19 protein-coding genes and 2 pseudogenes are annotated in these 24,642 nt (G+C 73.0%); 7 read left to right on the top strand and 14 right to left on the bottom strand.

Annotation, left to right across the window (positions count from 1 at the left end; translation table 11 throughout):
• Window positions 1-51: 51 nt before the first annotated feature.
• From OOK31_RS31295 to OOK31_RS31270, 6 genes are all read right to left on the bottom strand, one after another.
• Window positions 52-954: a siderophore-interacting protein gene (locus OOK31_RS31295; protein ID WP_267090742.1), complete on the bottom strand. Its 903-nt coding sequence runs from the start codon at window positions 952-954 to the stop codon at window positions 52-54.
• Window positions 955-1,004: 50 nt separating this feature from the next.
• Window positions 1,005-2,048, bottom strand: a complete 1,044-nt coding sequence (locus OOK31_RS31290; RefSeq protein WP_267090741.1) for an ABC transporter substrate-binding protein — start codon at window positions 2,046-2,048, stop codon at window positions 1,005-1,007.
• Window positions 2,049-2,207: 159 nt separating this feature from the next.
• Window positions 2,208-3,368, bottom strand: a complete 1,161-nt coding sequence (locus OOK31_RS31285; protein WP_267090740.1) for an acyl-CoA dehydrogenase family protein — start codon at window positions 3,366-3,368, stop codon at window positions 2,208-2,210.
• 8 nt (window positions 3,369-3,376) lie between these two features.
• A complete protein-coding gene (locus OOK31_RS31280; RefSeq protein ID WP_267090739.1) occupies window positions 3,377-4,312 on the bottom strand; it encodes a hydroxymethylglutaryl-CoA lyase in 936 nt (311 codons plus the stop codon).
• Window positions 4,309-6,435, bottom strand: coding sequence for a biotin carboxylase N-terminal domain-containing protein (locus tag OOK31_RS31275; protein WP_267090738.1), 2,127 nt, complete (start codon window positions 6,433-6,435; stop codon window positions 4,309-4,311). The genes OOK31_RS31280 and OOK31_RS31275 overlap by 4 nt, the downstream gene beginning before the upstream one ends.
• 16 nt (window positions 6,436-6,451) lie before the next feature.
• Window positions 6,452-8,068 carry a carboxyl transferase domain-containing protein gene (locus tag OOK31_RS31270; RefSeq protein ID WP_267090737.1) on the bottom strand — a complete coding sequence of 539 codons (1,617 nt, stop codon included), beginning with the start codon at window positions 8,066-8,068 and terminating at the stop codon, window positions 6,452-6,454.
• A 101-nt stretch (window positions 8,069-8,169) separates the two neighbouring features.
• Between OOK31_RS31270 and OOK31_RS31265 the strand changes: the two genes are divergently transcribed.
• The gene (locus tag OOK31_RS31265) at window positions 8,170-8,748 is read left to right on the top strand and encodes a TetR/AcrR family transcriptional regulator (RefSeq protein WP_267090736.1); all 579 of its coding nucleotides are present in this window, start codon (window positions 8,170-8,172) and stop codon (window positions 8,746-8,748) included.
• Between the two features lie 83 nt (window positions 8,749-8,831).
• Window positions 8,832-9,632 carry a phosphatase gene (locus OOK31_RS31260; protein ID WP_267090735.1) on the top strand — a complete coding sequence of 267 codons (801 nt, stop codon included), beginning with the start codon at window positions 8,832-8,834 and terminating at the stop codon, window positions 9,630-9,632.
• 74 nt (window positions 9,633-9,706) lie between these two features.
• Here OOK31_RS31260 and OOK31_RS31255 read toward each other — a convergent pair.
• Window positions 9,707-10,560, bottom strand: a pseudogene (locus tag OOK31_RS31255) (SDR family NAD(P)-dependent oxidoreductase).
• A gap of 123 nt (window positions 10,561-10,683) precedes the next feature.
• Here OOK31_RS31255 and OOK31_RS31250 point away from each other — a divergent pair.
• On the top strand, window positions 10,684-11,151 hold the full coding sequence (locus OOK31_RS31250) for a MarR family winged helix-turn-helix transcriptional regulator (protein ID WP_267090734.1): 468 nt from the start codon (window positions 10,684-10,686) through the stop codon (window positions 11,149-11,151).
• On the opposite strand, the gene OOK31_RS31245 is transcribed toward OOK31_RS31250, so the two are convergent.
• From OOK31_RS31245 to OOK31_RS31230, 4 genes are read right to left on the bottom strand one after another with little or no spacing between them, the layout of a single operon-like run.
• Entirely contained in the window at window positions 11,123-12,085 is a 963-nt protein-coding gene (locus tag OOK31_RS31245; RefSeq protein ID WP_267090733.1) for a cation diffusion facilitator family transporter, read from the bottom strand. The two genes, OOK31_RS31250 and OOK31_RS31245, sit on opposite strands and share 29 nt — an antisense overlap.
• A 22-nt stretch (window positions 12,086-12,107) precedes the next feature.
• On the bottom strand, window positions 12,108-12,569 hold the full coding sequence (locus OOK31_RS31240; protein WP_267090732.1) for a hypothetical protein: 462 nt from the start codon (window positions 12,567-12,569) through the stop codon (window positions 12,108-12,110).
• Between the two features lie 10 nt (window positions 12,570-12,579).
• The gene (tesB, locus tag OOK31_RS31235) at window positions 12,580-13,458 is read right to left on the bottom strand and encodes an acyl-CoA thioesterase II (RefSeq protein WP_267090731.1); all 879 of its coding nucleotides are present in this window, start codon (window positions 13,456-13,458) and stop codon (window positions 12,580-12,582) included.
• Between the two features lie 27 nt (window positions 13,459-13,485).
• Window positions 13,486-14,643, bottom strand: coding sequence for an acyl-CoA dehydrogenase family protein (locus tag OOK31_RS31230; RefSeq protein ID WP_267090730.1), 1,158 nt, complete (start codon window positions 14,641-14,643; stop codon window positions 13,486-13,488).
• Window positions 14,644-14,875: 232 nt separating this feature from the next.
• On the opposite strand from OOK31_RS31230, the gene OOK31_RS31225 reads away from it, so the two are divergent.
• Window positions 14,876-15,748 (top strand): hypothetical protein, encoded by an 873-nt coding sequence (locus tag OOK31_RS31225; protein WP_267090729.1) that lies wholly within the window; start codon window positions 14,876-14,878, stop codon window positions 15,746-15,748.
• Between the two features lie 22 nt (window positions 15,749-15,770).
• On the opposite strand, the gene OOK31_RS31220 is transcribed toward OOK31_RS31225, so the two are convergent.
• Complete coding sequence (locus tag OOK31_RS31220) at window positions 15,771-17,156, bottom strand: PucR family transcriptional regulator (RefSeq protein WP_267090728.1); 1,386 nt, start codon at window positions 17,154-17,156, stop codon at window positions 15,771-15,773.
• A gap of 116 nt (window positions 17,157-17,272) precedes the next feature.
• On the opposite strand from OOK31_RS31220, the gene speB reads away from it, so the two are divergent.
• Both speB and OOK31_RS31210 read left to right on the top strand, forming a co-directional pair.
• Window positions 17,273-18,238, top strand: coding sequence for an agmatinase (speB, locus tag OOK31_RS31215; RefSeq protein WP_267090727.1), 966 nt, complete (start codon window positions 17,273-17,275; stop codon window positions 18,236-18,238).
• Window positions 18,239-18,282: 44 nt separating this feature from the next.
• Window positions 18,283-19,965, top strand: a complete 1,683-nt coding sequence (locus OOK31_RS31210; protein ID WP_267090726.1) for a thiamine pyrophosphate-binding protein — start codon at window positions 18,283-18,285, stop codon at window positions 19,963-19,965.
• A gap of 7 nt (window positions 19,966-19,972) precedes the next feature.
• Here OOK31_RS31210 and OOK31_RS31205 read toward each other — a convergent pair whose 3' ends face one another.
• Window positions 19,973-20,317 (bottom strand): helix-turn-helix domain-containing protein, encoded by a 345-nt coding sequence (locus OOK31_RS31205; protein ID WP_267090725.1) that lies wholly within the window; start codon window positions 20,315-20,317, stop codon window positions 19,973-19,975.
• A gap of 13 nt (window positions 20,318-20,330) precedes the next feature.
• Window positions 20,331-20,489, bottom strand: a pseudogene (locus tag OOK31_RS31200) (type II toxin-antitoxin system RelE/ParE family toxin); the annotation flags it as partial.
• 338 nt (window positions 20,490-20,827) lie between these two features.
• Here OOK31_RS31200 and OOK31_RS31195 point away from each other — a divergent pair.
• The gene (locus tag OOK31_RS31195) at window positions 20,828-24,634 is read left to right on the top strand and encodes an ABC transporter ATP-binding protein (RefSeq protein WP_267090724.1); all 3,807 of its coding nucleotides are present in this window, start codon (window positions 20,828-20,830) and stop codon (window positions 24,632-24,634) included.
• The last annotated feature ends 8 nt before the right edge of the window (window positions 24,635-24,642 follow it).

Below are 24,642 nucleotides of genomic sequence, written 5' to 3'. Positions count from 1 at the left end.
CCGGAGTCGGGGCCCTGCCTCAAGTGCCGTACGGGATACGTGAGTTGGCTTCTACAGCTCGGACGCGGGGTCCTCGCTGGGGCCCTTGCCCGCGTACGCCTCGGCGAGGAGCTGCTCCTCGCTGGCGCCGAGCCGCCAGTAGCCGGTGAAGCGCACCGCGCGCCGGTCGATGGAACGTTCCTGCACCAGGTGGCGGCGTACCGCGCGAATGGTGCCCGCCTCACCCGCGAGCCACGCGTACGGGGTCCCGTCCGCCGGCAGCTCCGCCGCGCGCACCTCGGCCACGACCCGCTCGGCCCGGGCCGGACCCGCGCCCGGCTCGCGCACGATCCAGGTGATGTCCGCGCCGGCGGGCGCCGCCAGGTCGATGCGGTCGTCCGCGTGCGGGACCTCGAACCAGGCCTTCACCGGGGTGCCGTCGGCGAGCCGCTCCAGGATGGCCGCGGCGGCCGGCAGCGCCGTCTCGTCCGCGTACATCAGCACCGCGTCGGTGGCGGCCGGCGGCTGGAAGCGCACGGACTTGTTCTCCGCGACGGCCGGACCGATCGCCATGATGCGGCGCCCGGTCACGGCCTTGCCCGCCCAGCGGGACGCGGGGGAGGAGTCCCCGTGCAGGACGAAGTCGATGTCGACCTCGTCCGCGCCCGCCTCCGTGCGCCGCTGCTCGCGCACCGTGTACGAGCGCATCACCGGGCGCTCCTGCTCCGGCATCGCGCGCCAGGCCCCGAACCAGGTGTCCTCCTCGGTGGAGGGCAGCTCGGTGTGCTCCTGGTGCGGCGGCGGCAGGAAGAGCGACAGGCTCTGGTCGAAGCCGCCCGAGCGGAAGTCCGCCAGGGACTCCCCGCCGAAGGTGACCCGCAGGAAGGAGTGGCCGAGCCGGCGGGTGCGCAGCACTTCGAGCGTGAAGAACTTGAAGTGCACGGCGGCCGGGGTGTCGGATGCGGCGGTGGTCATGCGGAGAGTCCCCCCAGGGATTCAGGTGCGGCGCGGTGGGGCGCCGAGGGTCAGCTGACCTTCTTGGCGTTCTGGATGGTCTTCGCGAGGTCTTCCAGGATCTGCGCGCACTTCTCGTACGAGAAGATCGGCTCGGTCACGCGCGGGGCGACCTGGCCGGCCTTGACCGCGGGCAGCTCGGCCCAGGTGGGCTTCGCCTTCAGGGCCTCCGGCTGCAGGGTGGCGCTGCGGTTGTCGAGCAGGATGACGTCGGCCTTGTACTTGCCGGCGTTCTCCCAGCTGAGGGACTCGAAGAAGCCGCCCGCATCCAGCTTGTCCTGCTCCGGGGAGACGAACTCGACGCCCAGGGACTCGAAGTACTTCAGGTCGGCCGAGGTCTTGGGGGTGGAGACGTAGAACAGCTGGTCGGCGCCGGAGCCGACGAGCACCTTGACGCCCGGGTTGGCCTTGGTGGCCTCGCGGAGCTTGGCGGAAGCCGCCTCGAAGCGGGCCTTCGCGTCGACGGCCTTCTTGGCGTTCAGGTCGGCGCCCAGGGACTTGGCGAGGTCCGCCGTGCGGCTCAGGGCCTTGTCCATGGAGACGTCGCCGCCCACACCGACGGCGGCGGCCGGGGCCAGCTTGAGGATCTTGTCCTTGGAGGCCTCGGGCACGTACCAGTACGTGCCGTCCCAGGTGTTGGTGACCAGCAGCTCGGGCTTCAGGGCCGCGTACTTCTCGACGTTGAACTCGTCGTAGGCGTTGCCGAGGATCTCCACCTTGGAGATGTCCATCGTGCCCGCCTGCGGGTCCGGCTTGCCGTCGGCCAGCTTGGTCGGGCCGAAGACGCCCTTGACCTGGACGCCGTAGTCGGACAGCGCGGCCGCGGTGCCGGTGAAGGCGACGATGTTCTTCGGCGTCGACTTGGCGGTGACGTCCTTGCCCAGGTCGTCCTTGAACGTCCAGGGGCCCGAGGCGGCGGTGGAGCCCTTGTCGTCCGCACCGTCCTTCGCCTTGTCGGCGCCACCGCAGGCCGTGAGGGCCGCGACGAGGCCGAGGGCGCCGCCGGTGGCGATCAGGCCGCGGCGGGTGAGGAAGGAGCTTCTGGGCTTGGGCATGGCGAAGTCCGCTTTCGTACGTACGGGGCGACCGTCGGGGGTGCGGCCGTTCGGGGGAAGGTTAGCCTAACCTTGGCCAAAAGCAGTAAGGGGACCCTTTGTTTTTCGGGTCCCCTTACTCAGTGCCCTTCCCCGCGCCCCGCGCGAGGGCGCCCGCCGTCAGCCGGCGAAGCCCAGCTCACGGGCGATCAGCATGCGCTGCACCTCGCTGGTGCCCTCACCGATCTCCAGGATCTTGGAGTCCCGCCACATCCGGGCCACCGGGTACTCGTTCATGAACCCGTACCCGCCGTGGATCTGCGTGGCCTCACGGGCGTTGTCCACGGCCACCGTCGAGGAGTACAGCTTCGCGATGGCCGCCTCCTTCTTGAACGGCTCCCCGGCCACCAGCCGCGAGGCGGCGTCGCGCCAGCCGACCCGCGCCATGTGGGCGCGCATCTCCATGTCCGCCAGCTTGAACTGGATGGCCTGGTTGTCGCCGATCGGCCGGCCGAAGGCCTTGCGCTCCTTCGCGTACTTCACCGACTCGTCCACGCAGCCCTGCGCGAGGCCGGTGGCCAGCGCCGAGATGGCGATGCGGCCCTCGTCGAGGATCCGCAGGAACTGCGCGTAGCCGCGGCCCTCCTGGCCCACCAGGTTGGCGAGCGGGACGCGTACGTCCTGGAAGGACAGCTCGCGGGTGTCCGAGGAGTTCCAGCCGACCTTCGAGTACGGGGCGGCCACCGTGAAGCCGGGGGTGCCGGACGGGACGATGATCGAGGAGATCTCCGGGCGGCCGTCCGCCTTGCGGCCCGTCACGGCGGTGACGGTGACCAGCCCGGTGATGTCCGTACCGGAGTTGGTGATGAAGCACTTCGAGCCGTTGATCACCCACTCGTCGCCGTCCTTGACGGCCGTGGTGCGGGTGCCGCCCGCGTCCGAACCGCCGTCCGGCTCGGTCAGGCCGAAGGCGCCCAGCACCTCGCCCGCGCACATCTTCGGCAGCCACTCCCGCTTCTGCTCCTCGGTACCGAAGAGGAAGATCGGCATGGCGCCCAGCGAGACGCCCGCCTCCAGGGTGATCGCGACCGAGGAGTCGACGCGGGCCAGCTCCTCCAGGGCGATGCCGAGGGCGAGGTAGTCGCCGCCCATGCCGCCGTACTCCTCCGGGAAGGGCAGGCCGAACAGGCCCATGCGGCCCATCTCGCGGACGATCTCGTACGGGAACTCGTGCCGCTCGTACAGGTCGCCGATCTTCGGCGCGACCACGTCGTGCGCGAACGCCTCTACGGTGCGGCGGAGTTCCTCGTGCTCGGGGGTGAGCCGGTGGTCGAGGGCCATGGTCTTCGTTACTCCTTGTGGGAGAGGGCGCGGACGGTACGGGAGGGGCTGGGTCGCCCCAGCTGTTCGGCCATCCACACGCTCGTGGCGGTGAGGGCGGCCAGGTCGACCCCGGTCTCGATGCCGAGGCCGTCGAGCATCCACACCAGGTCCTCGGTGGCGAGGTTGCCGGTGGCGCTCTTGGCGTACGGGCAGCCGCCGAGGCCGCCGGCGGAGGCGTCGACCGTGGTCACGCCGTGCTGGAGCGCGGCGAGGGTGTTGGAGAGGGCCTGGCCGTAGGTGTCGTGGAAGTGCACGCCGATCCGGTCGGTCGCCACCCCCTCCTCGTTGAGGGCGCTCAGCAGGGCCTGGACGTGCCCCGGCGTGGCGACGCCGATGGTGTCGCCGAGGCTGAGCTCGTCGCAGCCGAGGTCGAGCAGGGCCTTGGCGACCCGGACCACCTGGTGGACCGGGACCGGGCCCTCCCAGGGGTCGCCGAAGCACATGGAGAGGTAGCCGCGGACGTGCGCGTCCTCCTGCTTGGCGCGGGCCACGACGGGCTCGAACATGGCGAGCGACTCGGCGACGGTCCGGTTGAGGTTGCGCGAGGCGAAGGTCTCCGTCGCCGAACCGAACACCGCGATCCGGGTGGCCCCGAGAGCGAGCGCGCGGTCGAGGCCGCGCTCGTTGGGGACGAGCACGGGCAGCGCCGCCGTGACGTCGCCGAGCAGCGGGAACAGCTCCTCGGCGTCCGCGAGCTGGGGCACCCACTTGGGGTGCACGAAGCTGGTCGCCTCGATGGTCGTCAGACCGGCGGCGGCCAGGCGGTGGACGAACTCCGCCTTGACCGCGGTGGGGACGGCCGTCTTCTCGTTCTGCAGCCCGTCGCGGGCACCGACCTCGTGGATCCGCACCCGGGCGGGCAGCCCGGGGGCCGGGACGGTCATGGGCAGGCCGCCGCTCATGCGTCCTCCTCCTTCGCCTCGGGGGTCACGACGGCCAGGACCTGGTCCATGGCCACGGTCGTGCCGGGCGTGACGTCGAGTTCGGTGACGGTGCCGGCGTGCGGGGCGGAGATGACGTGCTCCATCTTCATCGCCTCGACGACGAGCAGGCTCTGACCGGCCGCCACCCGGTCGCCGACGGCCACCTTGACGACGGTGACGGTGCCGGGCATCGGGGCCGCCAGGGTGTCCGCGCCGGACCTTCCGGCGCCGCTGAGGTTCGCCTCGACGGGGTCGTACGTCTGCACGTGCCAGGAGTCGCCGTCGCGGCCGAGCCAGACCCCGTCCGGGGAGGTGACGTGGCTGAAGGTGTGCGTGACGCCGTCCAGCTCGACGGTGAGGTGGTCGGTGGCGCGGGCCACGATCCGGCCCCGGGCCGGTGCGCTGGGGCTCTGCCCCGGACCCCGCGCCTCAATCGCCGGCGAGGCTGGGTTTGTGCCGGCCGGTGCGGCTGGGTTTGGCCCGGCGTCGCCCTCGGGTGCGGGTGCGAGGAGCACCTCGGTGTCGGAACCCGACGGGCGGGTCCGGACGGTGACCGGGTCCTGGCCCGGGAGGCGGAAGTGGTGGGCCGTCCAGGCGGGCGTGCCGCCCAGGCGCCAGCCGGTGCGGGCCCCGAAGGGGTCGACCCAGCCCTGCTGTTCCGAGCCCCCGGCAGGGTTTCGGGAAGGGGCGGGGTGGGGGAGGGCAAGCAGCGCGGCCGCCGCGTACACCTCCGGCGGGACGCCGTCCGGGAGGAGGGACGGGAGGTCGCGCTCGACGAGCCCCGTGTCCAGGTCGCCCGACACCACGTCCGGGTGGGCCAGGAGCCGCCGCAGGAACCCCGCGTTCGTCTGGACGCCCAGGATCACCGTGTCCGCCAGCGCCCCCCGCAGCAAGCGCAGCGCACTGGCGCGGTCCGGCCCGTGGACGATGACCTTCGACAGCATCGGGTCGTACGTCGACCCCACCGGAACCCCGGCCGTCAGCCCTGAGTCCGTACGCACCGCCCCGCCCGACGGCTCGGACAGCGCCAGGACCGTACCGCCGGACGGCAGGAACCCCCGCGCCGGGTCCTCCGCGCACACCCGGGCCTCGATCGCGTGGCCCGTCAGCCGGACAGCGTCCTGGGTGACGGGCAGGGCCTCGCCGGCCGCCACCCGGAGCTGCTGCTCCACCAGGTCCAGGCCGGTGATCAGCTCCGTCACCGGGTGCTCGACCTGGAGGCGGGTGTTCATCTCCATGAAGTAGTACGAGGACGGGTCCCCGCCCGGCACGATGAACTCCACGGTGCCCGCGCCCACGTACCCGCAGGAGCGGGCCGCGTCCACGGCCGCCGCGCCCATCGCGGCCCGCGTCTTCTCGTCGAGCAGGACCGAGGGGGCCTCCTCGATCACCTTCTGGTGGCGCCGCTGGAGGGAGCACTCGCGCTCGCCCAGGTGCACCACGTTGCCGTGCGCGTCGGCCAGTACCTGGATCTCGATGTGCCGGGGCCGGTCGATCCACCGCTCGACGAGCAGGGTGTCGTCGCCGAAGGAGGACTTGGCCTCCCGGCGGGCGGCCGCGATCTCCTCGGCCAGTACCGCCGCGTCCCGGACCAGCCGCATGCCCTTGCCGCCGCCGCCCGCCGAGGGCTTGAGCAGTACCGGCATGCCGATCCCGTCGGCCGCGGCAGCCAGTTCGGCGTCGGTGAGGCCGCTGCCGGAGGAGCCGGGGACCACGGGCACGCCCGCCGCCTTGACGGTCTCCTTGGCCCGGATCTTGTCGCCCATCAGGGAGATCGCGGCGGCGGGCGGCCCGATGAAGGCCAGCCCGGCGTCCGCGCAGGCCTGGGCGAAGGCCGCGTTCTCGGCGAGGAAGCCGTAGCCCGGGTGGACGGCCTCGGCGCCGGTGCGGCGGGCCGCGTCCAGCAGCCGTTCCACCGACAGGTAGCTCTCGGCGGCGGCCGCCGGGCCGATCCGGACGGCCGTGTCGGCCTCCCGTACGTGCCGTGCGTCGGCGTCCGCGTCGCTGAAGACGGCCACGGAGCGGATGCCGAGCTGCCGCAGCGTGCGGATGACCCGTACCGCGATCTCGCCCCGGTTGGCGACCAGAACAGTGCTGAACATCGAAGAGGTCCTCACGTCACATGCGGAAGATGCCGAAGCGCGGCTCGCCCAGCGGGGCGTTCGCGCACGCGGTCAGGGCCAGTCCCAGCACCTGCCGGGTCTCCATGGGGTCGATGACCCCGTCGTCCCACAGCCGCGCGGTGGCGTAGTAGGCGTTGCCCTGTTCCTCGTACTGGGCGCGGACGGGGGCCTTGAAGGCCTCCTCGTCCTCGACGGGCCATTCCTGGCCCGCGCCCTCGATCTGGTCCCGCTTGACGGTGGCCAGGACCGAGGCGGCCTGCTCGCCGCCCATGACGGAGATCTTGGCGTTGGGCCACATCCACAGGAAGCGCGGCGAGTAGGCCCGGCCGCACATCGAGTAGTTGCCCGCGCCGTAGGAGCCGCCGACGACCACGGTCAGCTTCGGGACCCGCGCGCAGGCCACCGCCGTGACCATCTTGGCGCCGTGCTTGGCGATGCCGCCGGCCTCGTAGTCCCGGCCGACCATGAAGCCGGAGATGTTCTGGAGGAAGAGCAGCGGGATGCCGCGCTGGTCGCACAGCTCGATGAAGTGGGCGCCCTTCTGCGCGGACTCGGAGAAGAGGATGCCGTTGTTCGCGATGATCCCGACGGGGTGGCCGTGGATCCGGGCGAAGCCGGTGACCAGGGTCTGCCCGTACTCCGCCTTGAACTCCTGGAAGCGGGAGCCGTCCACGACCCGGGCGATGATCTCGCGGGCGTCGTAGGGGGTGCGCGAGTCGACGGGGACCGCGCCGTACAGGCCGTACGGGTCCACCTTCGGCTCCTCGGGAGCCTCGACCGACCAGGGCAGGGCCCCGCGGTCGGGCAGGGTCGCCACGATGTTCCGTACGATCCGCAGCGCGTGCGCGTCGTCCTCCGCGAGGTGGTCGGTCACCCCGGAGACCCGGGAGTGGACCTCGCCGCCGCCCAGCTCCTCGGCGGTGACCACCTCGCCGGTGGCGGCCTTCACCAGCGGCGGGCCGCCCAGGAAGATCGTGCCCTGGCCGCGCACGATGACGGCCTCGTCGCTCATCGCCGGGACGTACGCGCCGCCCGCCGTGCAGGAGCCGAGGACGGCGGCGATCTGCGGGATCCCGGCGCCGGACATGCGGGCCTGGTTGTAGAAGATGCGGCCGAAGTGGTCCCGGTCGGGGAAGACCTCGTCCTGCATGGGCAGGAAGGCGCCGCCGGAGTCGACCAGGTAGAGGCAGGGGAGACGATTCTCCAGAGCCACCTCCTGGGCGCGCAGGTGCTTCTTGACGGTCATCGGGTAGTACGTGCCGCCCTTGACGGTGGCGTCGTTGGCGACGATCACGCACTCGCGGCCGCTGACCCGGCCGATGCCCGCGATGACCCCGGCGGCGGGGGCCGCGCCCCCGTACATGCCCTCGGCGGCCAGCGGGGCCAGCTCCAGGAAGGGGGATCCGGGGTCGAGGAGGGCGTCCACGCGGTCGCGGGGGAGGAGCTTGCCCCGGGCGGTGTGGCGGGCGCGGGCCTTCTCCCCGCCACCGAGCCGGGCCGCCTCCAGCCGGGCGCGCAGGCCCTCGGCCAGCTCTCGGTGGGCGGCCTCATTGGTCCGCCAGGCCTCGGACGCCGGGTCCGCGGCGCTCGTCAGCACTGGTGCCTGCTGCATCGGTCGAGCTCCCTTGCTCGGTGCATGCTTTGTTAATGAGCGTTAACGCGTGCGGGGTCCAGGTTAACGACCGCTAACGGCCCTGTCTAGAATGGATTCCCATGAGCACCAGAGCGGCCGCCCCGACCCGTCGCGAGCAGATCCTCAGTGAGGCCGCTCGTCTCTTCGCGGAGCGCGGATTCCACGGCGTCGGCGTGGACGAGATAGGGGCCGCGGTCGGCATCAGCGGCCCCGGCCTGTACCGGCACTTCGCGGGCAAGGACGCCATGCTCGCCGAGCTGCTCGTCGGGATCAGCGAGCGGCTGCTGACGGGCGGCCGGCGGCGGGTGGAGGAGGCGGCCGGGAAGCCGGAGGAGGTCCTCGCCTCCCTGGTCGAGGGCCACATCGACTTCGCGCTCGACGACCGGGCGCTGATCATCCTCCACGACCGCGAGCTGGACCGGCTGCGCGAGGCCGACCGCAAGCTCGTGCGCCAGCTCCAGCGCCAGTACGTGGAGCTGTGGGTGGACGTCGTACGGGAGCTGCACCCCCAGGTGGGGGAGGCGGAGGTACGGGTCTGCGTGCACGCGGTCTTCGGTCTGCTGAACTCCACGCCGCACCTGGCCGCGCTCGGCCGGGAGGCGACGGAGTCGCTCCTGCGGCGGCTCGCGAACGGGGCCTTCGGGGCCCTGTCGGGCTGAGGCGACGCCGCCCCGCCGGGCACGCCGTTCCCCCGCGCGATGCGGAACGGACGGCTCCGGGCGGGCGGCGGCAGAATGGCCGCATGCCGAAGCCGATAGAGACGCCCGTACCCAGTCGCGCCGAACTCATCGACCACCTGGTCCGCACCCGGATCGCGGGACAGGTGGCGACCCCGCGAGAGAACAACCTCAGCCACTACCGCAAGCTCGCCAACGGAGACCGGCACTACTGGCTGGGCCTCGAGCTCGGCGACCGCTGGGCCGACGAACAGGACGTGCTGGCCGTGATGGCCGAGCGCTGCGGGGTCGTCGACGACGCCGAACACCGCTTCGGCCAGGACACCATCGACCCGGAACTGACCGTCGACGCCCTGGACCGGGTCGCCGCGCGGCTGCACAAGGCGGCCCTGGACCGCCAGAGCGTGCTGTTCGCCACCGGCCACCCGGGCGGCCTGCTCGACGTCCACCGGGCCACCGCCGCCGCGCTGCGGGCCACGGGCTGCGAGATCGTGGTCATCCCGCGCGGGCTGACCGCCGACGAGGGCTCGGTGTGGCAGTTCGCCGACGTGGCCGTCCTGGAGCGGGGCGCGACCCTGTGGCACACCCATTCGCCGGAGCCGATGGCGGCGATCCTCGACGGCCTCGCGGCCGAGGGCCGGCCCCTGCCGGAGCTGGTCGTCGCCGACCACGGCTGGGCGGGGTGCGCGGCCCAGCGCGGCCTGGACGCCGTCGGGTACGCGGACTGCAACGACCCGGCGCTCTTCCTCGCCGAGGCGGAGGGCACCCTCCAGGTGGCGGTCCCGCTGGACGACCACGTCCGCGACCCGCGCTTCTACGACCCGATGGTGTCCTACCTCCTCTCGGCGGCCGGCCTGCTGCCCTGACGACGGGTACCGGGGGTACCGGGGGTACCGGGGGTGCCGGGGGGTGCTGTGGGTGCCCGGGGCGGCGGTGCGGCCTACCGGAGCCAGCCGCCGGTCAGCTCCAGCACCGCCGAGCCGTCGCCGTCGGCCAGCTTCGCGGCGACGAACTCCCGCGCCCAGTCCGAGGTCTGCACCCGCAGCGGCATCCGCTCGGCGTCCAGCAGGGCCACCACCGGTGCGGCCGCCTCGGCGGCCGTCTGCGCGCCCGCGAGGGACTTCAGCGTCCGGGCCACGTAGGCCTCCAGTGCGGGGGCGTACGGGCCGGAGGCGGCGACCAGGGCCGGGATGTCGAGGTTCTGGCTGGTGACGAACTCGCTCGCCACGGCGCCCGGTTCGACGAGACTCACCTGGACCCCGGCGGTGGCGGCGACCGGTGCGAGGGATCCATGAAGCCCTCGACGGCGAACTTGGCCGCGCAGTAGGCCTCGTTGAAGGGCTGGCCGACCACCCCGCCGACGCTGGTGACCGTGATCACCCGGCCGCCCGAGGCACGCAGGTGGGGGAGGGCCGCCCGGGTGACCTCGACGACCCCGAAGTAGTTGACCTCCATCGCGGCCCGGACCGGTTCCATGCCCATCTGCTCGACGGTGCCCACGAAGCCGGCGCCCGCGTTGTTCACCACCGCGTCGAGCCGGCCGTGCTCGGCGACGACCTCCGCCACGCAGGCGGCCACGGAGCCGGAGTCGGTCACGTCCAGCCGCTTCACCTGGACCAGGTCCGAGACCCCGGCCTCGGCGGCGGCCGCCAGCAGCGCGTCGGCGCGCGCGGGGTCGCGCAGGGTGGCGACGGTGTGCCGACCGGACCGGGCGGCGGCGACCGCGACGGCCAGGCCGATGCCGGAGGAGGTGCCGGTGACGAGGACGACCTCGGGGGTGGTGGTGCGGTTCATGAGGGACTCCGGACGTGAAGGAGGAGGGGGAGAGCGCACGGGCTAGATTGGTGCGTGCACACACACATTAACTTCGTGTGCGTGTGCACGCAACTGTTCCGGTCTCCCGGGTACCCTGCTCCCATGGCGCACAACGACCTCACCCTGGGTGCACTCACCCCCCGCGACCACGCCTTCTACGGGCTCGTCTGGGCCGGGAACACCCTCAGCGCCCGCGTCGACCAGGCCCTCGCCCGCCGCCACGACCTGCCGCTGTCCTGGTTCGAGGTCATGCTGTGGCTCTACGGCCAGCAGGAACCCGTCGCCTCCTCCGAGCTCGGGGCCATGACCCTGCTCAGCCGCAGTCAGGTCTCCCGGGTCGCCGACTCCCTCCAGGCCCGCGGCCTCATCGAACGGATCCCGTCCCCGACGGACGCCCGATCGGTCCGCATCGCCCTCACCGGAGCGGGCCGCCGCGCCTTCGAGGAGGCCGACGCCACCCGCCGCGAAGCCCTCGCCGAGGTCTTCGACGACCGCCTCGACGACGCGGACATCGCCGCCCTCGAAGCCGTCTGGGCCAAGCTCAAGGCGAAGCCGGGGCCCCGGGGCTGACCGGACCGCCGCCGGGGGCGGGGGAGGGCGTCGGGTCCAGGTACACCCGCCGCACCGCCGGGAACCGCTCCCGCAGCTGCGCCTCGGCCACCTCGCAGGCCGTCTCCACCTGCCGGGCCGAAGCCAGGTCGTGGAAGTCCACCTTGGCCGCGATCAGCACCTCGTGCGGCCCCTGCACCAGGGTGGTCAGCTCCAGCACCCCCTCGATGTGCAGCACCGACAGCAGCTCCTCACGCACCTCCTGCCGCATCCCGGCCGGCAGCGAGCGCCCGATCAGGTATTGCGCGTTCGAGCGCCCCAGCTCCCACGCCACCCACACCAGCAGCAGCCCGATCAGCAGCGAGGCCACCCCGTCGTAGACCCCCGACCCGCTCAGCTGCGCCCCCAGCAGGCCGCCCGCCGCCAGCGCCAGACCGATCAGCGCGGCGAAGTTCTCCAGCAGCACGGCCTTCACCGCGGTGTCCGGGGTGTGCTTCACGTACAGCGCCAGCGGGGCCCGCATCCGCGCCGCCTCCGCCTTCATCTGCCGCCACGCCACCAGCAGGGAGTAGCCCTCCAGCAGGAAGGCGACCGCGAGGATCACGTACGAGAGCGTCGGGTCGCCCGGCTCCTCCCCGTGGACCAGGGTGTGGACGCCGTCGTAGACCGCGAAGACGGCGCCGCCCACGAAGGTCGCCACGGAGGCGAGCAGCGCCCAGACGTACCGCTCGGGCCCGTACCCCAGCGGATGCGCCTCGTCGGCCGGCTTGGTGCTGCGCTTGAGGGAGGTCAGCAGCAGGAGTTCGGTCACCGTGTCGGCGACCGAGTGCGCGGCCTCGGACAGCATCGCGCTCGACCCGCTGACGATCCCGCCGACCGCCTTCGCCGCGGCGATGCCGAGGTTGGTGACGGTGGCGACGACGACCGTACCGACGCTTTCGGATTCTCCGGACATGATGTGACGGTATGTCCGACCCTCAGGCAGGAGGCTCAGCGACACCCGCGCGGCGCAGCCGGGCCGCGAAGGGGGCCGCCAGGGCGAGTGCCAGCGCCGCCGCGGAGGCCGTCGCGGTGACGGGGTTCGCCCAGGCGGGGATCAGCTGGGTCGCGTCGGGCGCGCCCGGGTACGAGGCGCAGTGCGCGGAGAGCGGCAGGTACGACTCCCAGTGGACGCCCCGGGCCGGGTGCTCCCCCCAGGCGATCCCGCACACCTCCTCGGGGTCGAGGACGTACGTCCCGGACGCGAAGCCCCAGCTGTAGGCCGTACCGGCGACGCAGGCCAGGGCGAGGGCCGCCAGGAGCAGGGTGCCGGGGCCCAGCAGGTGCCGGGCGGAGCGCCGTCGCAGCGTGGCCACGACGTGCGCCACGAGCCGGGCCAGGGCGGCGAGGGCCGCGACGGGAAGGGCCAGGGGCAGGACGAGCAGCAGGAAGAAGAACATGCGCCTACCCCTACGCGCGGGGGACGCGGACCACGCCCTCCTGGATCACCGTGACGGCGAGGCGCCCGTCCTGGGTCCAGATGCGGGCCTGGCCCAGGCCCCGGCCGGCGGAGGCCGAGGGGGACTCCTGGTCGTAGAGGAGCCATTCGTCGGCGCGGAAGGGCCGGTGGAACCACATCGCGTGGTCCAGGGAGGCCCCCACCACATCGCCCACGGCCCAGCCGCCGCGGCCGTGCGCGAGCAGCACCGAGTCCAGCAGGGTCATGTCGGAGACGTAGGTGGCCAGGCAGGTGTGCAGCAGCGGATCGTCGCTCTCCAGCTTGCCGGCCGTACGGAACCACACCTGCGTACGCGGCTCCACCGGCTCGCCCACGCTGCCCCACGGCGGGGTCGTGGCGTACCTCAGGTCCACCGCGGCCCGCGCGTCGAGCAGCCGCTCGACGGTGCCCGGGTCCCGGAAGATCTCCCGGTACGCGGGCAGGGACTCGGCGGCGGTCGGCAGGGTCTCCGGGTCGGGCGCGCAGGGCATGGCGCTCTGGTGGTCCAGGCCCTCCTCGTACGTCTGGAAGGACGCGGAGAGGTGGAAGATCGGCTGCCCGTGCTGGACGGCGACGACCCGGCGGGTGGTGAAGGAGCGGCCGTCGCGGATGCGGTCCACCGAGTACACGATGGGCGCGCCGGCGTCCCCGGCGCGCAGGAAGTACGAGTGCAGCGAGTGCGCGGTCCGGTCGGCCGGGACGGTCCGCCCGGCCGCGACCAGCGCCTGCGCCGCGACCTGACCGCCGAAGACCCGCGGTACCAGCGCCGAACGGCTGGTACCGCGGAAGATGTTCTCCTCGATCTGCTCCAGGTCGAGCAGATCGAGGAGCGTCGTCAGGGCCTCGTTCATGGGGGAAGGGTAAGCGCCTCGCGGAACTCAGAGACCCATGGACTTCGCGATGATGGACTTCATGACCTCGCTGGTGCCGCCGTAGATGCGGTTCACGCGGTTGTCGGCGTAGAGGCGGGCGATCGGGTACTCGTTCATGTAGCCGTAGCCGCCGTGCAGCTGGAGGCACTTGTCGATGACGCGGTGCGCGACCTCGGTGCAGAACAGCTTCGCGGAGGCGGCCTCGGCGGCGGTGAGCTCACCGGCGTCCAGGGCCTCCAGGGCGCGGTCGGCGACGGCCTCGGCCGCGTCCACCTCGGCCTGGCAGGAGGCCAGTTCGAACTTGGTGTTCTGGAAGTGCGCGACCGGCTTGCCGAAGACGGTGCGGTCGGTCACGTACTGCTGGGCGAACCGGACGGCGGCCTTGGCCTGCGCGTACGCGCCGAAGGCGATGCCCCAGCGCTCGGAGGGCAGGTTCGCGCCGAGGTAGTAGAAGCCCTTGTTCTCCTCGCCCATGAGGTCCTCGACCGGGACCTTCACGTCGACGAACGCCAGCTCGGCGGTGTCGGAGGTGCGCAGGCCCAGCTTGTCCAGCTTGCGGCCGATGGAGTAGCCCTCGGACTTGGTGTCCACGGCGAAGAGGGAGATGCCGAAGCGGCGGTCCTGCTCGCCCGGGGCGGAGGTGCGGGCGCAGACGATCACACGGTCGGCGTGGACGCCGCCGGTGATGAAGGTCTTGGAGCCGTTGAGGACGTAGTGCGTGCCGTCCTCGGAGAGCTTGGCGGTGGTCTTCATGCCCGCGACGTCGGAGCCGGTGCCCGGCTCGGTCATCGCCAGGGCCCACATCTCCTCGCCGGAGACGAACTTCGGGAGGTAGCGCTTCTTCTGCTCGTCGGTGGCGAGCATCTTGATGTAGGGGAGCGCCAGCAGCACGTGCACGCCGGAGCCGCCGAAGTTCACGCCGGCGCGCGAGGTCTCCTCGTAGAGGACGGCCTCGAACTTGTGGGTGTCCAGGCCGGCGCCGCCGAACTCCTCGGGCACGTTGATGCCGAAGACGCCCAGCTCGCCGAGCTTGTAGTAGAAGTCGCGCGGGGCCTGGCCGGCCTGGAACCACTCGTCGTAGACGGGGACGACCTCGGCCTCGATGAAGGCGCGGATGGTCTCGCGGAAAGCTTCGTGGTCCTCGTTGAATACGGTACGGCGCACGAGCCGCCTCCTCGATCCCTAGTTCGGCCAGGCCATGTCTAAGCGCTTGCTCATAGCTAAGTTACCCGGCGGTCACTCCGGCTGTCCAGGGCGTGGGCAGCGTCATGGGTCACTCGCCGGGAACTCTTCGGCGTGGCCAATGGCGACTGGCCGGATACCCCCTTCTGCCGCCACCGCGCCACGGCTTGACTCGTCCCTCCGGTCCTCGTCCCCGACAGAACAGGAAACGGGCATGTCAGGCATGTTCAGGAGGCTGTCGAGTCTCGCGGCGGCCGTGGCGGTCACCGTGACCCTCGGCGCGGGCACGGCCCGCGCCGCCGCGCAGGAACCCCAGGAGAAGCGCGTCCACAACGCGATGCAGATCGCCTTCGACCCCGCACGGCCCGAGGCCTTCTGCACCATCGGCGCCGTGGGCAACGACGACTACGGGCGGAAGATCGCGATATCGGCCGGGCACTGCCTCTCCGACCCCACGGGGAAGTACGCCGACCGCGAGATCCCCGAGAACATCGCCCCCGTCTACCACCGGCAGGACCTCGGCTACGGGCCCATCGGGTACGTCCGCTGGTTCAAGGACCCGGAAGGGTCCATGACCGGGCACCTGACCAAGGACTACATGGTCATCGAGCTCGTGCCGAGCGTGACGCTGTCCTCGCAGGGACCGCACCTGAAGCAGACCGGGGTGCTGGAGGTCCCCGGCGGGACGGCCAGCCCCAACGCCCTCAGCCCCGCGCTGAACAACGAACGCCTGCTCGGCGCGGCCTGGTTCAACAACAACGAGCTCGTGGTCTCCGGCCAGCTGGGCGTCTGGTACGGCCGGATCACCAACAACGACCGGGGCGTCTACCAGGCGCACCCCAAGCACAAGGCCGGTGACTCGGGCGGGCCCACGATCTGGCACACCCCGGGGTCCGCGTACCCCTCCGAGGCCAACGGGTTCAAGGCCGAGGGGCCCTGGGCGGGCATCACCAAGGCGATCGCCCTCGGGATCCCCCCGTACCTCTACACCAGCTCGGCGAACATCCTGGCCGACCTGCGCGCCCGCGACACCGCGGACCCCGCCGACGTCTTCGGCGCGGGCTTCGAGGTGACCACCAACCCGTGACCGAGGTGACCACCAACCCGAACTAGGGCAGCCGGCGCAGGGCGAACCACAGCTCCATCCGGGTGTCCGGGTCGTCGAGGTCCCGGTCCAGGAGCTCGGCGCAGCGGGCGACGCGCTGGCGGACGGTGTTGCGGTGGACGCCCAGCGCGGCCGCGCTGCGGTCCCAGCTGCCGTGGTGGGCCAGCCAGCCGCGCAGGGTGTCCCGCAGGGCCGGGGGCAGCGGCCCGAGCAGGGCCTCGGCGTGGGCCCGGGCCTCCGCCTCGCCGACCAGACCCGCGAGGCCGGGGTCCGTGTGCCGGGCCAGGGGGGTACGGGCCGCCTCGGCGCGCTCCAGGGCCCGGCCGGCCTGCGCGTCGGCGGCGGTCAGGGCCCCGGGCGCGGCCGCCGCGCTCACCCCGAGCCGCCAGCCCGGCTGCGCCGTGGGCTCCCGGTCGGTGAGCAGCCGTACGGCCGGCCCGCGCGGGTCCAGCAGTACGGTGCCCAGCGCGGCCGCGAGGGCCCCCGGGTCCCCGGCGCCCCGGGCGTGCACGGCGTACCAGGGGCCCGGGGGCAGGGCCGCCGCCGGGGAGCCGTCGAGCAGCAGCCGGGTCAGGGCCGCCTCCGCGCCCGCCCTCGCCGGGCGGTGCGTGGTGAGCAGGCTCAGCAGCACCGCCGCGGCGGAGGCGATCGTGTGGTCGCCCGGGGTGCGGGAGGGCGTGGCCAGCGCGAGCACGCGGCCCCCGCCGACGGCGTACGCGGCGAGCTGGGTACCGCCGAGGGCGTCGGTCGCGGTCGCGGCACCCCCGCCCCCGACCCGCCGCGCGAGCGCCCCGACCGCCTCCCGCACCCCCGCCCCGGGCCCGGCCCCGGCGACGGCCTCGACGGCGCTGTCCGGGGCGAGGAGGGCCGCCCAGCCGCCCAGGGCCGTGGCCAGGCGGGTCAGGACCGCCGGGACCGGGTCCGGGCGGGCGGCCGCCGCCGCCAGGGACTGCTGGGCTTCGGCAACCCGGCGCAGCTCCCCGGTCCGGGACTCCGCCATCAGCCGCCACACCGCCCGGCCGACCGCCGCGAACGGGGTCCCGGGCGGCACCTCCACCAGCGGCAGCCCGTGCCGCTCGCAGGCCGCGGCCAGCGCCCGCGGCACCGTCCCGTGCACCGGCGTCACCCCGAACCCGACGGCGCCCACCCCGGCCCGCACCAGCCGCTCCGCGTACGCCTCGCAGTCCGCGTCCGCGTCCGCCGCCAGCTCCGCGCCCGCCGTCAGCAGCAGTTCCCCGCCCAGCAGGTACGGCGACGGGTCGGCCATCTCGGAGGCGTGCACCCCGTGCACATCGGCCTCGGCGGGCCCCGCCAGGTGCCGCAGCCCCAGCCGGCGGTCACGCAGCAGCGCGCCGAGCGCGACGGGCGGGGTCGGCGGCAACGTCTCCATGGATACTCCGTACAGATCGCGGCCCGGTGGTGGATGAAACGTACACTTCGCGCCCCGGGGGCGTCGCCTTACGCTCGAAGGACCGCACCAGCAGGACCACCAGAAGGGCACCCCCCATGAGCACGCAGCCGCGCGGCCCCGTCGACTCCTCCCGCATCCCGCGCTACGCGGGCCCGGCCACCTTCGCCCGGCTGCCCCGCCTCGACGAGGTCGGCGGCAAGGCCGACGTGGCCGTCGTCGGCGTGCCCTTCGACTCCGGTGTCTCCTACCGCCCCGGCGCCCGCTTCGGCGGCAACGCCATCCGCGAGGCCTCCCGCCTGCTGCGCCCGTACAACCCGGCCCAGGACGCCTCCCCCTTCGCCCTCGCGCAGGTCGCCGACGCCGGTGACATCGCGGCGAACCCCTTCAACATCAACGAGGCCGTCGAGACGATCGAGGCCGCCGCCGACGACCTGATCGGCAACGGCTCCCGCCTGATGACCCTCGGCGGCGACCACACCATCGCCCTGCCCCTGCTGCGCTCCGTCGCCAAGAAGCACGGCCCGGTCGCCCTGCTGCACTTCGACGCGCACCTCGACACCTGGGACACGTACTTCGGCGCCGAGTACACGCACGGCACCCCGTTCCGCCGCGCGGTGGAGGAGGGCATCCTCGACACCGAGGCGCTCTCCCACGTCGGCACGCGCGGCCCGCTGTACGGCAAGCAGGACCTCGACGACGACGCCAAGATGGGCTTCGGCATCGTCACCTCGGCCGACGTCTACCGCCGCGGCGCCGACGAGGTCGCCGACCAGCTGCGCCAGCGCATCGGCGACCGCCCGCTGTACATCTCCATCGACATCGACGTGCTCGACCCGGCCCACGCCCCCGGCACCGGCACCCCCGAGGCGGGCGGCATGACCTCCCGCGAGCTGCTGGAGATCATCCGCGGTCTGTCGTCCTGCAACCTCGTTTCCGCCGATGTGGTCGAGGTCGCCCCGGCGTACGATCACGCGGAGATCACCTCGGTCGCGGCCTCGCACACCGCGTACGAGCTCACCACGATCATGAGCCGTCAGATCGCCGCCTCCCGGCAGGCCTGATCACCACACACCCACAGGGCGGCGGCGAAGGGTAGCCACACACCGTGACGCACGACCACGACCTGGTACTCCGTCCCACCGAGGCCCAGACGGCCGCCGCCCTCGCGCCGCCGCCGGGCCGTACGGGCGGGGACCTGGTCGTGGAGACCCTGCGCGGCCTCGGCGCGACCACCGTCTTCGGTCTGCCCGGGCAGCACGCGCTCGCCCTCTTCGACGCGGTCGGCCGCTCCGACCTGCGCCTGGTGGGCCTGCGTACGGAGAACAACGCCGCCTTCGCCGCCGACGCGTACGGCCGCATGACGGGCGAGGCCGTCCCGCTGCTGCTCTCCACGGGCCCCGGGGCGCTCATGGCGCTGCCCGCCCTCGCGGAGGCGGCGGCCGCGTCCGCGCCGGTCCTGGCGATCTCCTCCCAGGTCCCCACCCCGGGCCTGGGCGGCGGCCGCCGCGGCCACCTGCACGAGCTGCGCGACCAGTCGGCCTCCTTCCGCGAGGTCGTGAAGTCGGTCCACATCGCCCGCACCCCCTCGCAGATCCCCTCGGTGGTCGCCGAAGCCTGGGAATCGGCCCTCAGCACGCCCCACGGCCCGGTCTGGGTCGAGATCCCCGAGGACGTGCTCCGCGCGGAGACCGTCCTCCCGCAGGTCACGGGCATGGACGCGACCCCGCACGAACTGCCGCCGCGCCCGGAGCTCACGGCCCTGGCCGCGCACTGGCTCTCGAACGCCTCCCGCCCGGTGATCATCGCGGGCGGCGGCGTGGTCCGCGCCGACGCGGCCGGCAAGCTGACGCAGCTCGCGGAACTCCTGAACGCACCCGTCGTCACCACCTTCGGCGGCAAGGGCGCCTTCCCCTGGACCCACCCGCTCTCCCTCCAGTCCTGGCTGGAGGACCGCCACATGACCGACTTCCTGGAGGACGCGGACGTCCTGCTGGTGGTCGGCTCGGGCCTCGGGGAACTCTCCTCGAACTACCACACGTTCTTCCCGACGGGCCGGATCGTCCAGATCGAGGCCGACCTCGGCAAGCTGGAGTCCAACCACCCGGCCCTCGGCATCCACGCGGACGCCCGCCTGGCCCTCCAGGCCCTGCTGGAGACGGTCACCCCCCGCGAGGACGCCGGCGCCCCGGACCGCGTCCGGATGGTGCTCGCGGACATCGCTGCCCGCCTCGCCGGCCAGGACGTCGCCCTGGAACAGGACCTCCTGCGGTCCGTCCGCGCGGCCCTGCCTCCCCGCTCCCCGTCCTTCTGGGACATGACGATCCTGTCCTACTGGGCCTGGTCGGCCTTCGACCCGAAGCACCCGAACACCATGCACTCGGCGCAGGGCGCGGGCGGCCTCGGCTACGCCTTCCCGGCGGCCCTCGGCGCGGCCGTCGCGGAACCGGACACCCCGGTCCTGGCGGTCTCGGGCGACGGCGGCGCGATGTACTCGATCGCCGACCTGGCCACCGCGAAGCAGCACGGCCTCGACGTCACCTGGCTCATCGTGGACGACGGCGGCTACGGCATCCTCCGCGAGTACATGACCGACGCCTTCGGCGCCCCCACGGCCACGGAACTCACCCGCCCCGACTTCGCCGCCCTGGCCGCCTCCTTCGACGTCCCGGCGACCACCACCACCCCGCAGTCCCTGACGGCGGACCTCCGCAAGGCCCTCACCACCCCGGGCCCCTCGGTCGTGATCCTCCCGGCCACCCTGAAGATGTTCGCCCCGACCCACCTCTGAGGGAGTCCTACGCGGCTTCACGCTCCTGCGCCGTGAAGACGGCGACCGAGGTGTCACCGACCAGCTTGAGGTTCAGCTCCGACTCCATGGCCCGCGCCAGCCGTGCCAGCAGTGGCACGGTCGGCACGGTCCCGCCGAGCTCCAGCTTCGACACCTGCGGCTGTGTCATTCCCGCCCGCCGCGCCAGCTCGGTCTGCGAGATCCCGAGTTCCGTCCGTCGGTCGTAGACGGCCTGCCCCAGATCCCAGGCCAGCCGGATCTCCTCGCGGTGCTTGGTCGCCTCCGGGCTCTCGGAGAGGCCCTGGGCAGCCTTCTTGTCCCGGGCGATCTTCCAATGTGCGTGACTCACCATCTGTGGCTCCCTCCTACGGATGACGGCTGAACACGTCGTGGGCCGGTTCGTGCTGTGCTTCACAGAGCGCTTTGGCCAGCTTGGCGCGCGCCACCTCGGAGTCCTCCCGCTGCCGTGTCTTACGGAAGACGGTCAGCAGGACCGCCCGGCGCCCCGGGGCCAGCCAATACGTCGAATGGCTCGTCCATATATCTGAACGTATAGATGCTCCAGTGTATGGCGGCTCGGAACGGGAGGGAATCGCTCGTGTGGGTGAGAGGCCCGCCCCGCGTGACGGCCGCGTCCGGCCGGCTCGAGCCCGTCGCCGTCGCGTCGGCGGAGCCCGGCCGCAGGCCCTCTCGGCTCCCGGCGGAGGGCGGGCGGAGTCCTCCTCGGCCCGCCGTCCCCCGGACGGGTCAGGTTCCCGTGCGCCCCGTCGCGCAAAGGCGTTCGATTGTTGCGGCGGGATGAAATCCGCCGGTCGGGGCGTTGGGGCTGGCGGCAGGACAGGACCGACGGGGAGGCACTCACGTGACGGCGGCAGAGACGGCGACCGGGGAGAAACAGGGCTGGGGACGGAGGCTGGCCGCCTACACCTGGCGATACAAGCGCAACGTGCTGCTCGCGCTCGGGTCCTCACTGGCCGGCATGGCCGTCATGGCGCTCGTCCCGCTGGTCACCAAGGTGATCATCGACGACGTCATCGGGGACCGGACCAAGGACATGGCCCCCTGGGCGGGCACGCTCATAGGCGCCGCCCTCCTCGTGTACGCGCTGACCTACATACGCAGGTACTACGGCGGACGCCTCGCCCTCGACGTTCAGCACGACCTGCGCACCGACATGTACGACACCATCGCCCGCCTCGACGGCCGGCGCCAGGACGAGCTGTCCACCGGCCAGGTCGTCGGACGGGCCACCAGCGACCTCCAGCTGATCCAGGGCCTGCTCTTCATGCTCCCGATGACCATCGGGAACTTCCTGCTCTTCGGGATATCCCTCGGCATCATGCTGTGGCTGTCCCCGCTGCTGACCCTCGTCGCGCTGCTCATGGCACCCGCCCTGTGGTTCATCGCCAAGCTCAGCCGCAAGCGGCTCTTCCCCGCCACCTGGTACGCCCAGGCCCAGGCCGCCGCCGTCGCCGGGGTCGTCGACGGGGCCGTGACCGGCGTCCGCGTCGTCAAGGGCTTCGGGCAGGAGGAGCAGGAGACCGGCAAGCTCCGCGCGGCCGGCCGCAAGCTGTTCGGCGGACGGATGCGCGGCATCCGGATGAACTCCCGCTACACCCCCGCCCTCCAGGCCGTCCCGGCCCTCGGGCAGGTCGCCATGCTGGCCCTCGGCGGCTGGCTGGCCACCCGCGGACAGGTCACCCTCGGCACCTTCGTGGCCTTCTCCACCTACCTCGCCCAGCTCGTCGGCCCCGTCCGGATGCTCGCCATGGTCCTCACCGTCGGCCAGCAGGCCCGCGCCGGCGCCGAGCGGGTCTTCGAGCTCATCGACACCGAGCCGCTGATCGAGGAGGGCACGCACGAGCTGCCCGCCGACGCGCCCGCCACCGTCGCCTTCGAGGACGTCCGCTTCGGCTACGACCCCGAGCGTCCCGTCCTCGACGGCTTCTCCCTCACCATCGCCGAGGGCGAGACGGTGGCCGTCGTCGGCGCCTCCGGCAGCGGCAAGTCCACCGTCTCCCTCCTCCTGCCGCGCTTCTACGACGCCGACCACGGCACCGTCCGCGTCGGCGGGCACGACGTGCGCGACCTGACCTACGACTCCCTGCGCGCCGCCATCGGGCTCGTCCCCGAGGACTCCTTCCTCTTCTCCGACACCATCCGCGCCAACATCGCCTACGGGGCCCCCGGCGCCGCCGAGGAGCAGATACGGGCGGCGGCCCGCGCCGCCCAGGCCGAGTCCTTCATCGAGGCCCTCCCCGCCGGCTTCGACACCAAGGTCGGCGAACAGGGCCTGACCCTCTCCGGCGGCCAGCGCCAGCGCATCGCGCTCGCCCGCGCCCTGCTGACCGACCCCCGGCTGCTCCTCCTCGACGACGCCACCTCCGCCGTCGACGCCCGCGTCGAGCACGAGATCCACGAGGCGCTGCGGGCCGTCATGGCCGGCCGCACCACCCTCCTCATCGCCCACCGCCGCTCCACCCTCGCGCTGGCCGACCGGATCGCCGTACTCGACCGGGGCCGCCTCGCCGACCTCGGCACGCACGAGGAACTGGAGCGCCGCTCCCCGCTGTACCGGCGGCTGCTGACCGACCCCGACGCCCTCGGCGCCGGCTCCCCGCGCACCCCCGACGCCCCGGCCATGACCGAGTTCGAGCGGGACCTCAAGGGGGACCTGGACCGCGCCATCGAACGGGACATCGAGCTCGAGGCGGAGATCGACTCCGAGCCGGTCAACGCCAAGCGCCGCGTCGCGAACGGCGTCACCCCCGAACTCTGGCGCCGCCGCGAGGACGCCGCCGACAGCGCCCCCGCCCCCGGTGCCACGCCCGAACTGCTCGCCCAGGTGGCCGCCCTGCCGCCCACCGACGACCGGCCGGAGGTGGACGAGGAGCGGGCGGCCGCCGCCGAGGACAGCTACGGACTGCGCCGCCTGCTGCGAGGCTTCTGGGCCCCCCTCGCCATCAGCCTCGGCCTCGTCGCCCTCGACGCGGGCTCCGGCCTGCTGCTGCCGATCCTGATCCGCCACGGCATCGACCAGGGCGTCGAGCAGGCCGCCCTGGGCGCCGTCTGGGCGGCCTCCGCTCTCGCGCTCGCCCTGGTCCTCGCCCAGTGGGCGGCGCAGTTCGCCGAGACCCGGATGACCGGCCGGACCGGGGAGCGCGTGCTGTACGCCCTGCGCGTGAAGATCTTCGCGCAGCTCCAGCGCCTCGGCCTGGACTACTACGAGCGCGAGCTCACCGGCAAGATCATGACGCGGATGACCACCGACGTGGACGCCCTGTCGAGCTTCCTGCAGACCGGCCTGGTCACCGCCGTGGTCTCCGTCCTGACCTTCTTCGGCATCCTGGTCGCCCTGCTCGTCCTCGACGTCGAGCTCGCCCTGATCGTGTTCGCGACCCTGCCGCTGCTCGTCATCGGCACGATCGTCTTCCGCCGCAAGTCGGTCGCCGCCTACGAGCTCGCCCGCGACCGGGTCGGCCTGGTCAACGCCGACCTCCAGGAGTCCGTCGCCGGCCTGCGCCTCGTGCAGGCCTTCCGCCGCCAGCACACCGGCGCCTCCCGCTTCGCGGAGCGCAGCGACGCCTACCGCGACGCCCGGGTGCGCGGCCAGTGGCTGATATCCGTCTACTTCCCCTTCGTCCAGCTGCTGTCCTCGGGCGCGGCGGCGGCCGTGCTGATCGTCGGCGCGGGACGGGTGGAGGCGGCCACCCTCACCACCGGCGCGCTGGTGGCGTACCTGCTGTACATCGACCTGTTCTTCGCCCCCGTCCAGCAGCTCTCGCAGGTCTTCGACGGCTACCAGCAGGCCACCGTCTCCCTCGGCCGGATCCAGGAGCTGCTGCGCGAGCCCACCACCACCCCGCGCCCGGCGGACCCCCGTCCCGTGGCGAAGCTGCGCGGGGAGATCGCCTTCGAGGACGTGCGCTTCCAGTACGGCACCGCCGCGGAGCGCGGGGCGAAGGGGGAGGCGCTGGGCGGCATCAGCCTGCGCATACCCGCCGGACAGACCGTCGCCTTCGTCGGCGAGACCGGCGCCGGGAAGTCCACCCTGGTCAAGATGGTGGCCCGGTTCTACGACCCGACCTCGGGCCGGGTCACCGCGGACGGCGCGGACCTGCGGGAGCTGGACCTGACGGCGTACCGCCACCGGCTGGGGGTCGTCCCCCAGGAGTCGTACCTCTTCCCGGGGACGGTCCGGGACGCCATCGCCTACGGGCGGCCCGGCGCGAGCGACGCCGAGGTGGAGGCCGCCGCCCGCGCGGTCGGCGCCCACGACATGATCGCCACCCTCGACGGCGGCTACCTCCACACCGTCACCGAGCGCGGCCGCAACCTCTCCGCCGGGCAGCGGCAGCTGATCGCGCTGGCCCGCGCCGAACTCGTCGACCCGGACGTACTGCTGCTCGACGAGGCCACCGCGGCCCTGGACCTGGCCACGGAGGCCCAGGTCAACCAGGCCACGGACCGGCTCGCGGGCAAGCGCACCACCCTGGTCGTCGCGCACCGGCTGACCACCGCCGCCCGCGCCGACCGGGTCGTCGTCATGGACCGCGGCCGGGTGGTCGAGGACGGCAGCCACGCCGAACTCCTGGCCCGCGGCGGCCGCTACGCCGAGCTGTGGCGCACCTTCGCCGGCGAGGCCGAGGAGGAGCGGGCGGCGGCGTAGGCGGAGTA

The organism is Streptomyces sp. NBC_00249, from assembly GCF_026342355.1.
In the GTDB taxonomy this organism is placed as follows: Bacteria; Actinomycetota; Actinomycetes; order Streptomycetales; family Streptomycetaceae; genus Streptomyces.
Note: the sequence above shows the minus strand (reverse complement) of the source record. Positions and strands in the feature narration are given on the sequence as shown.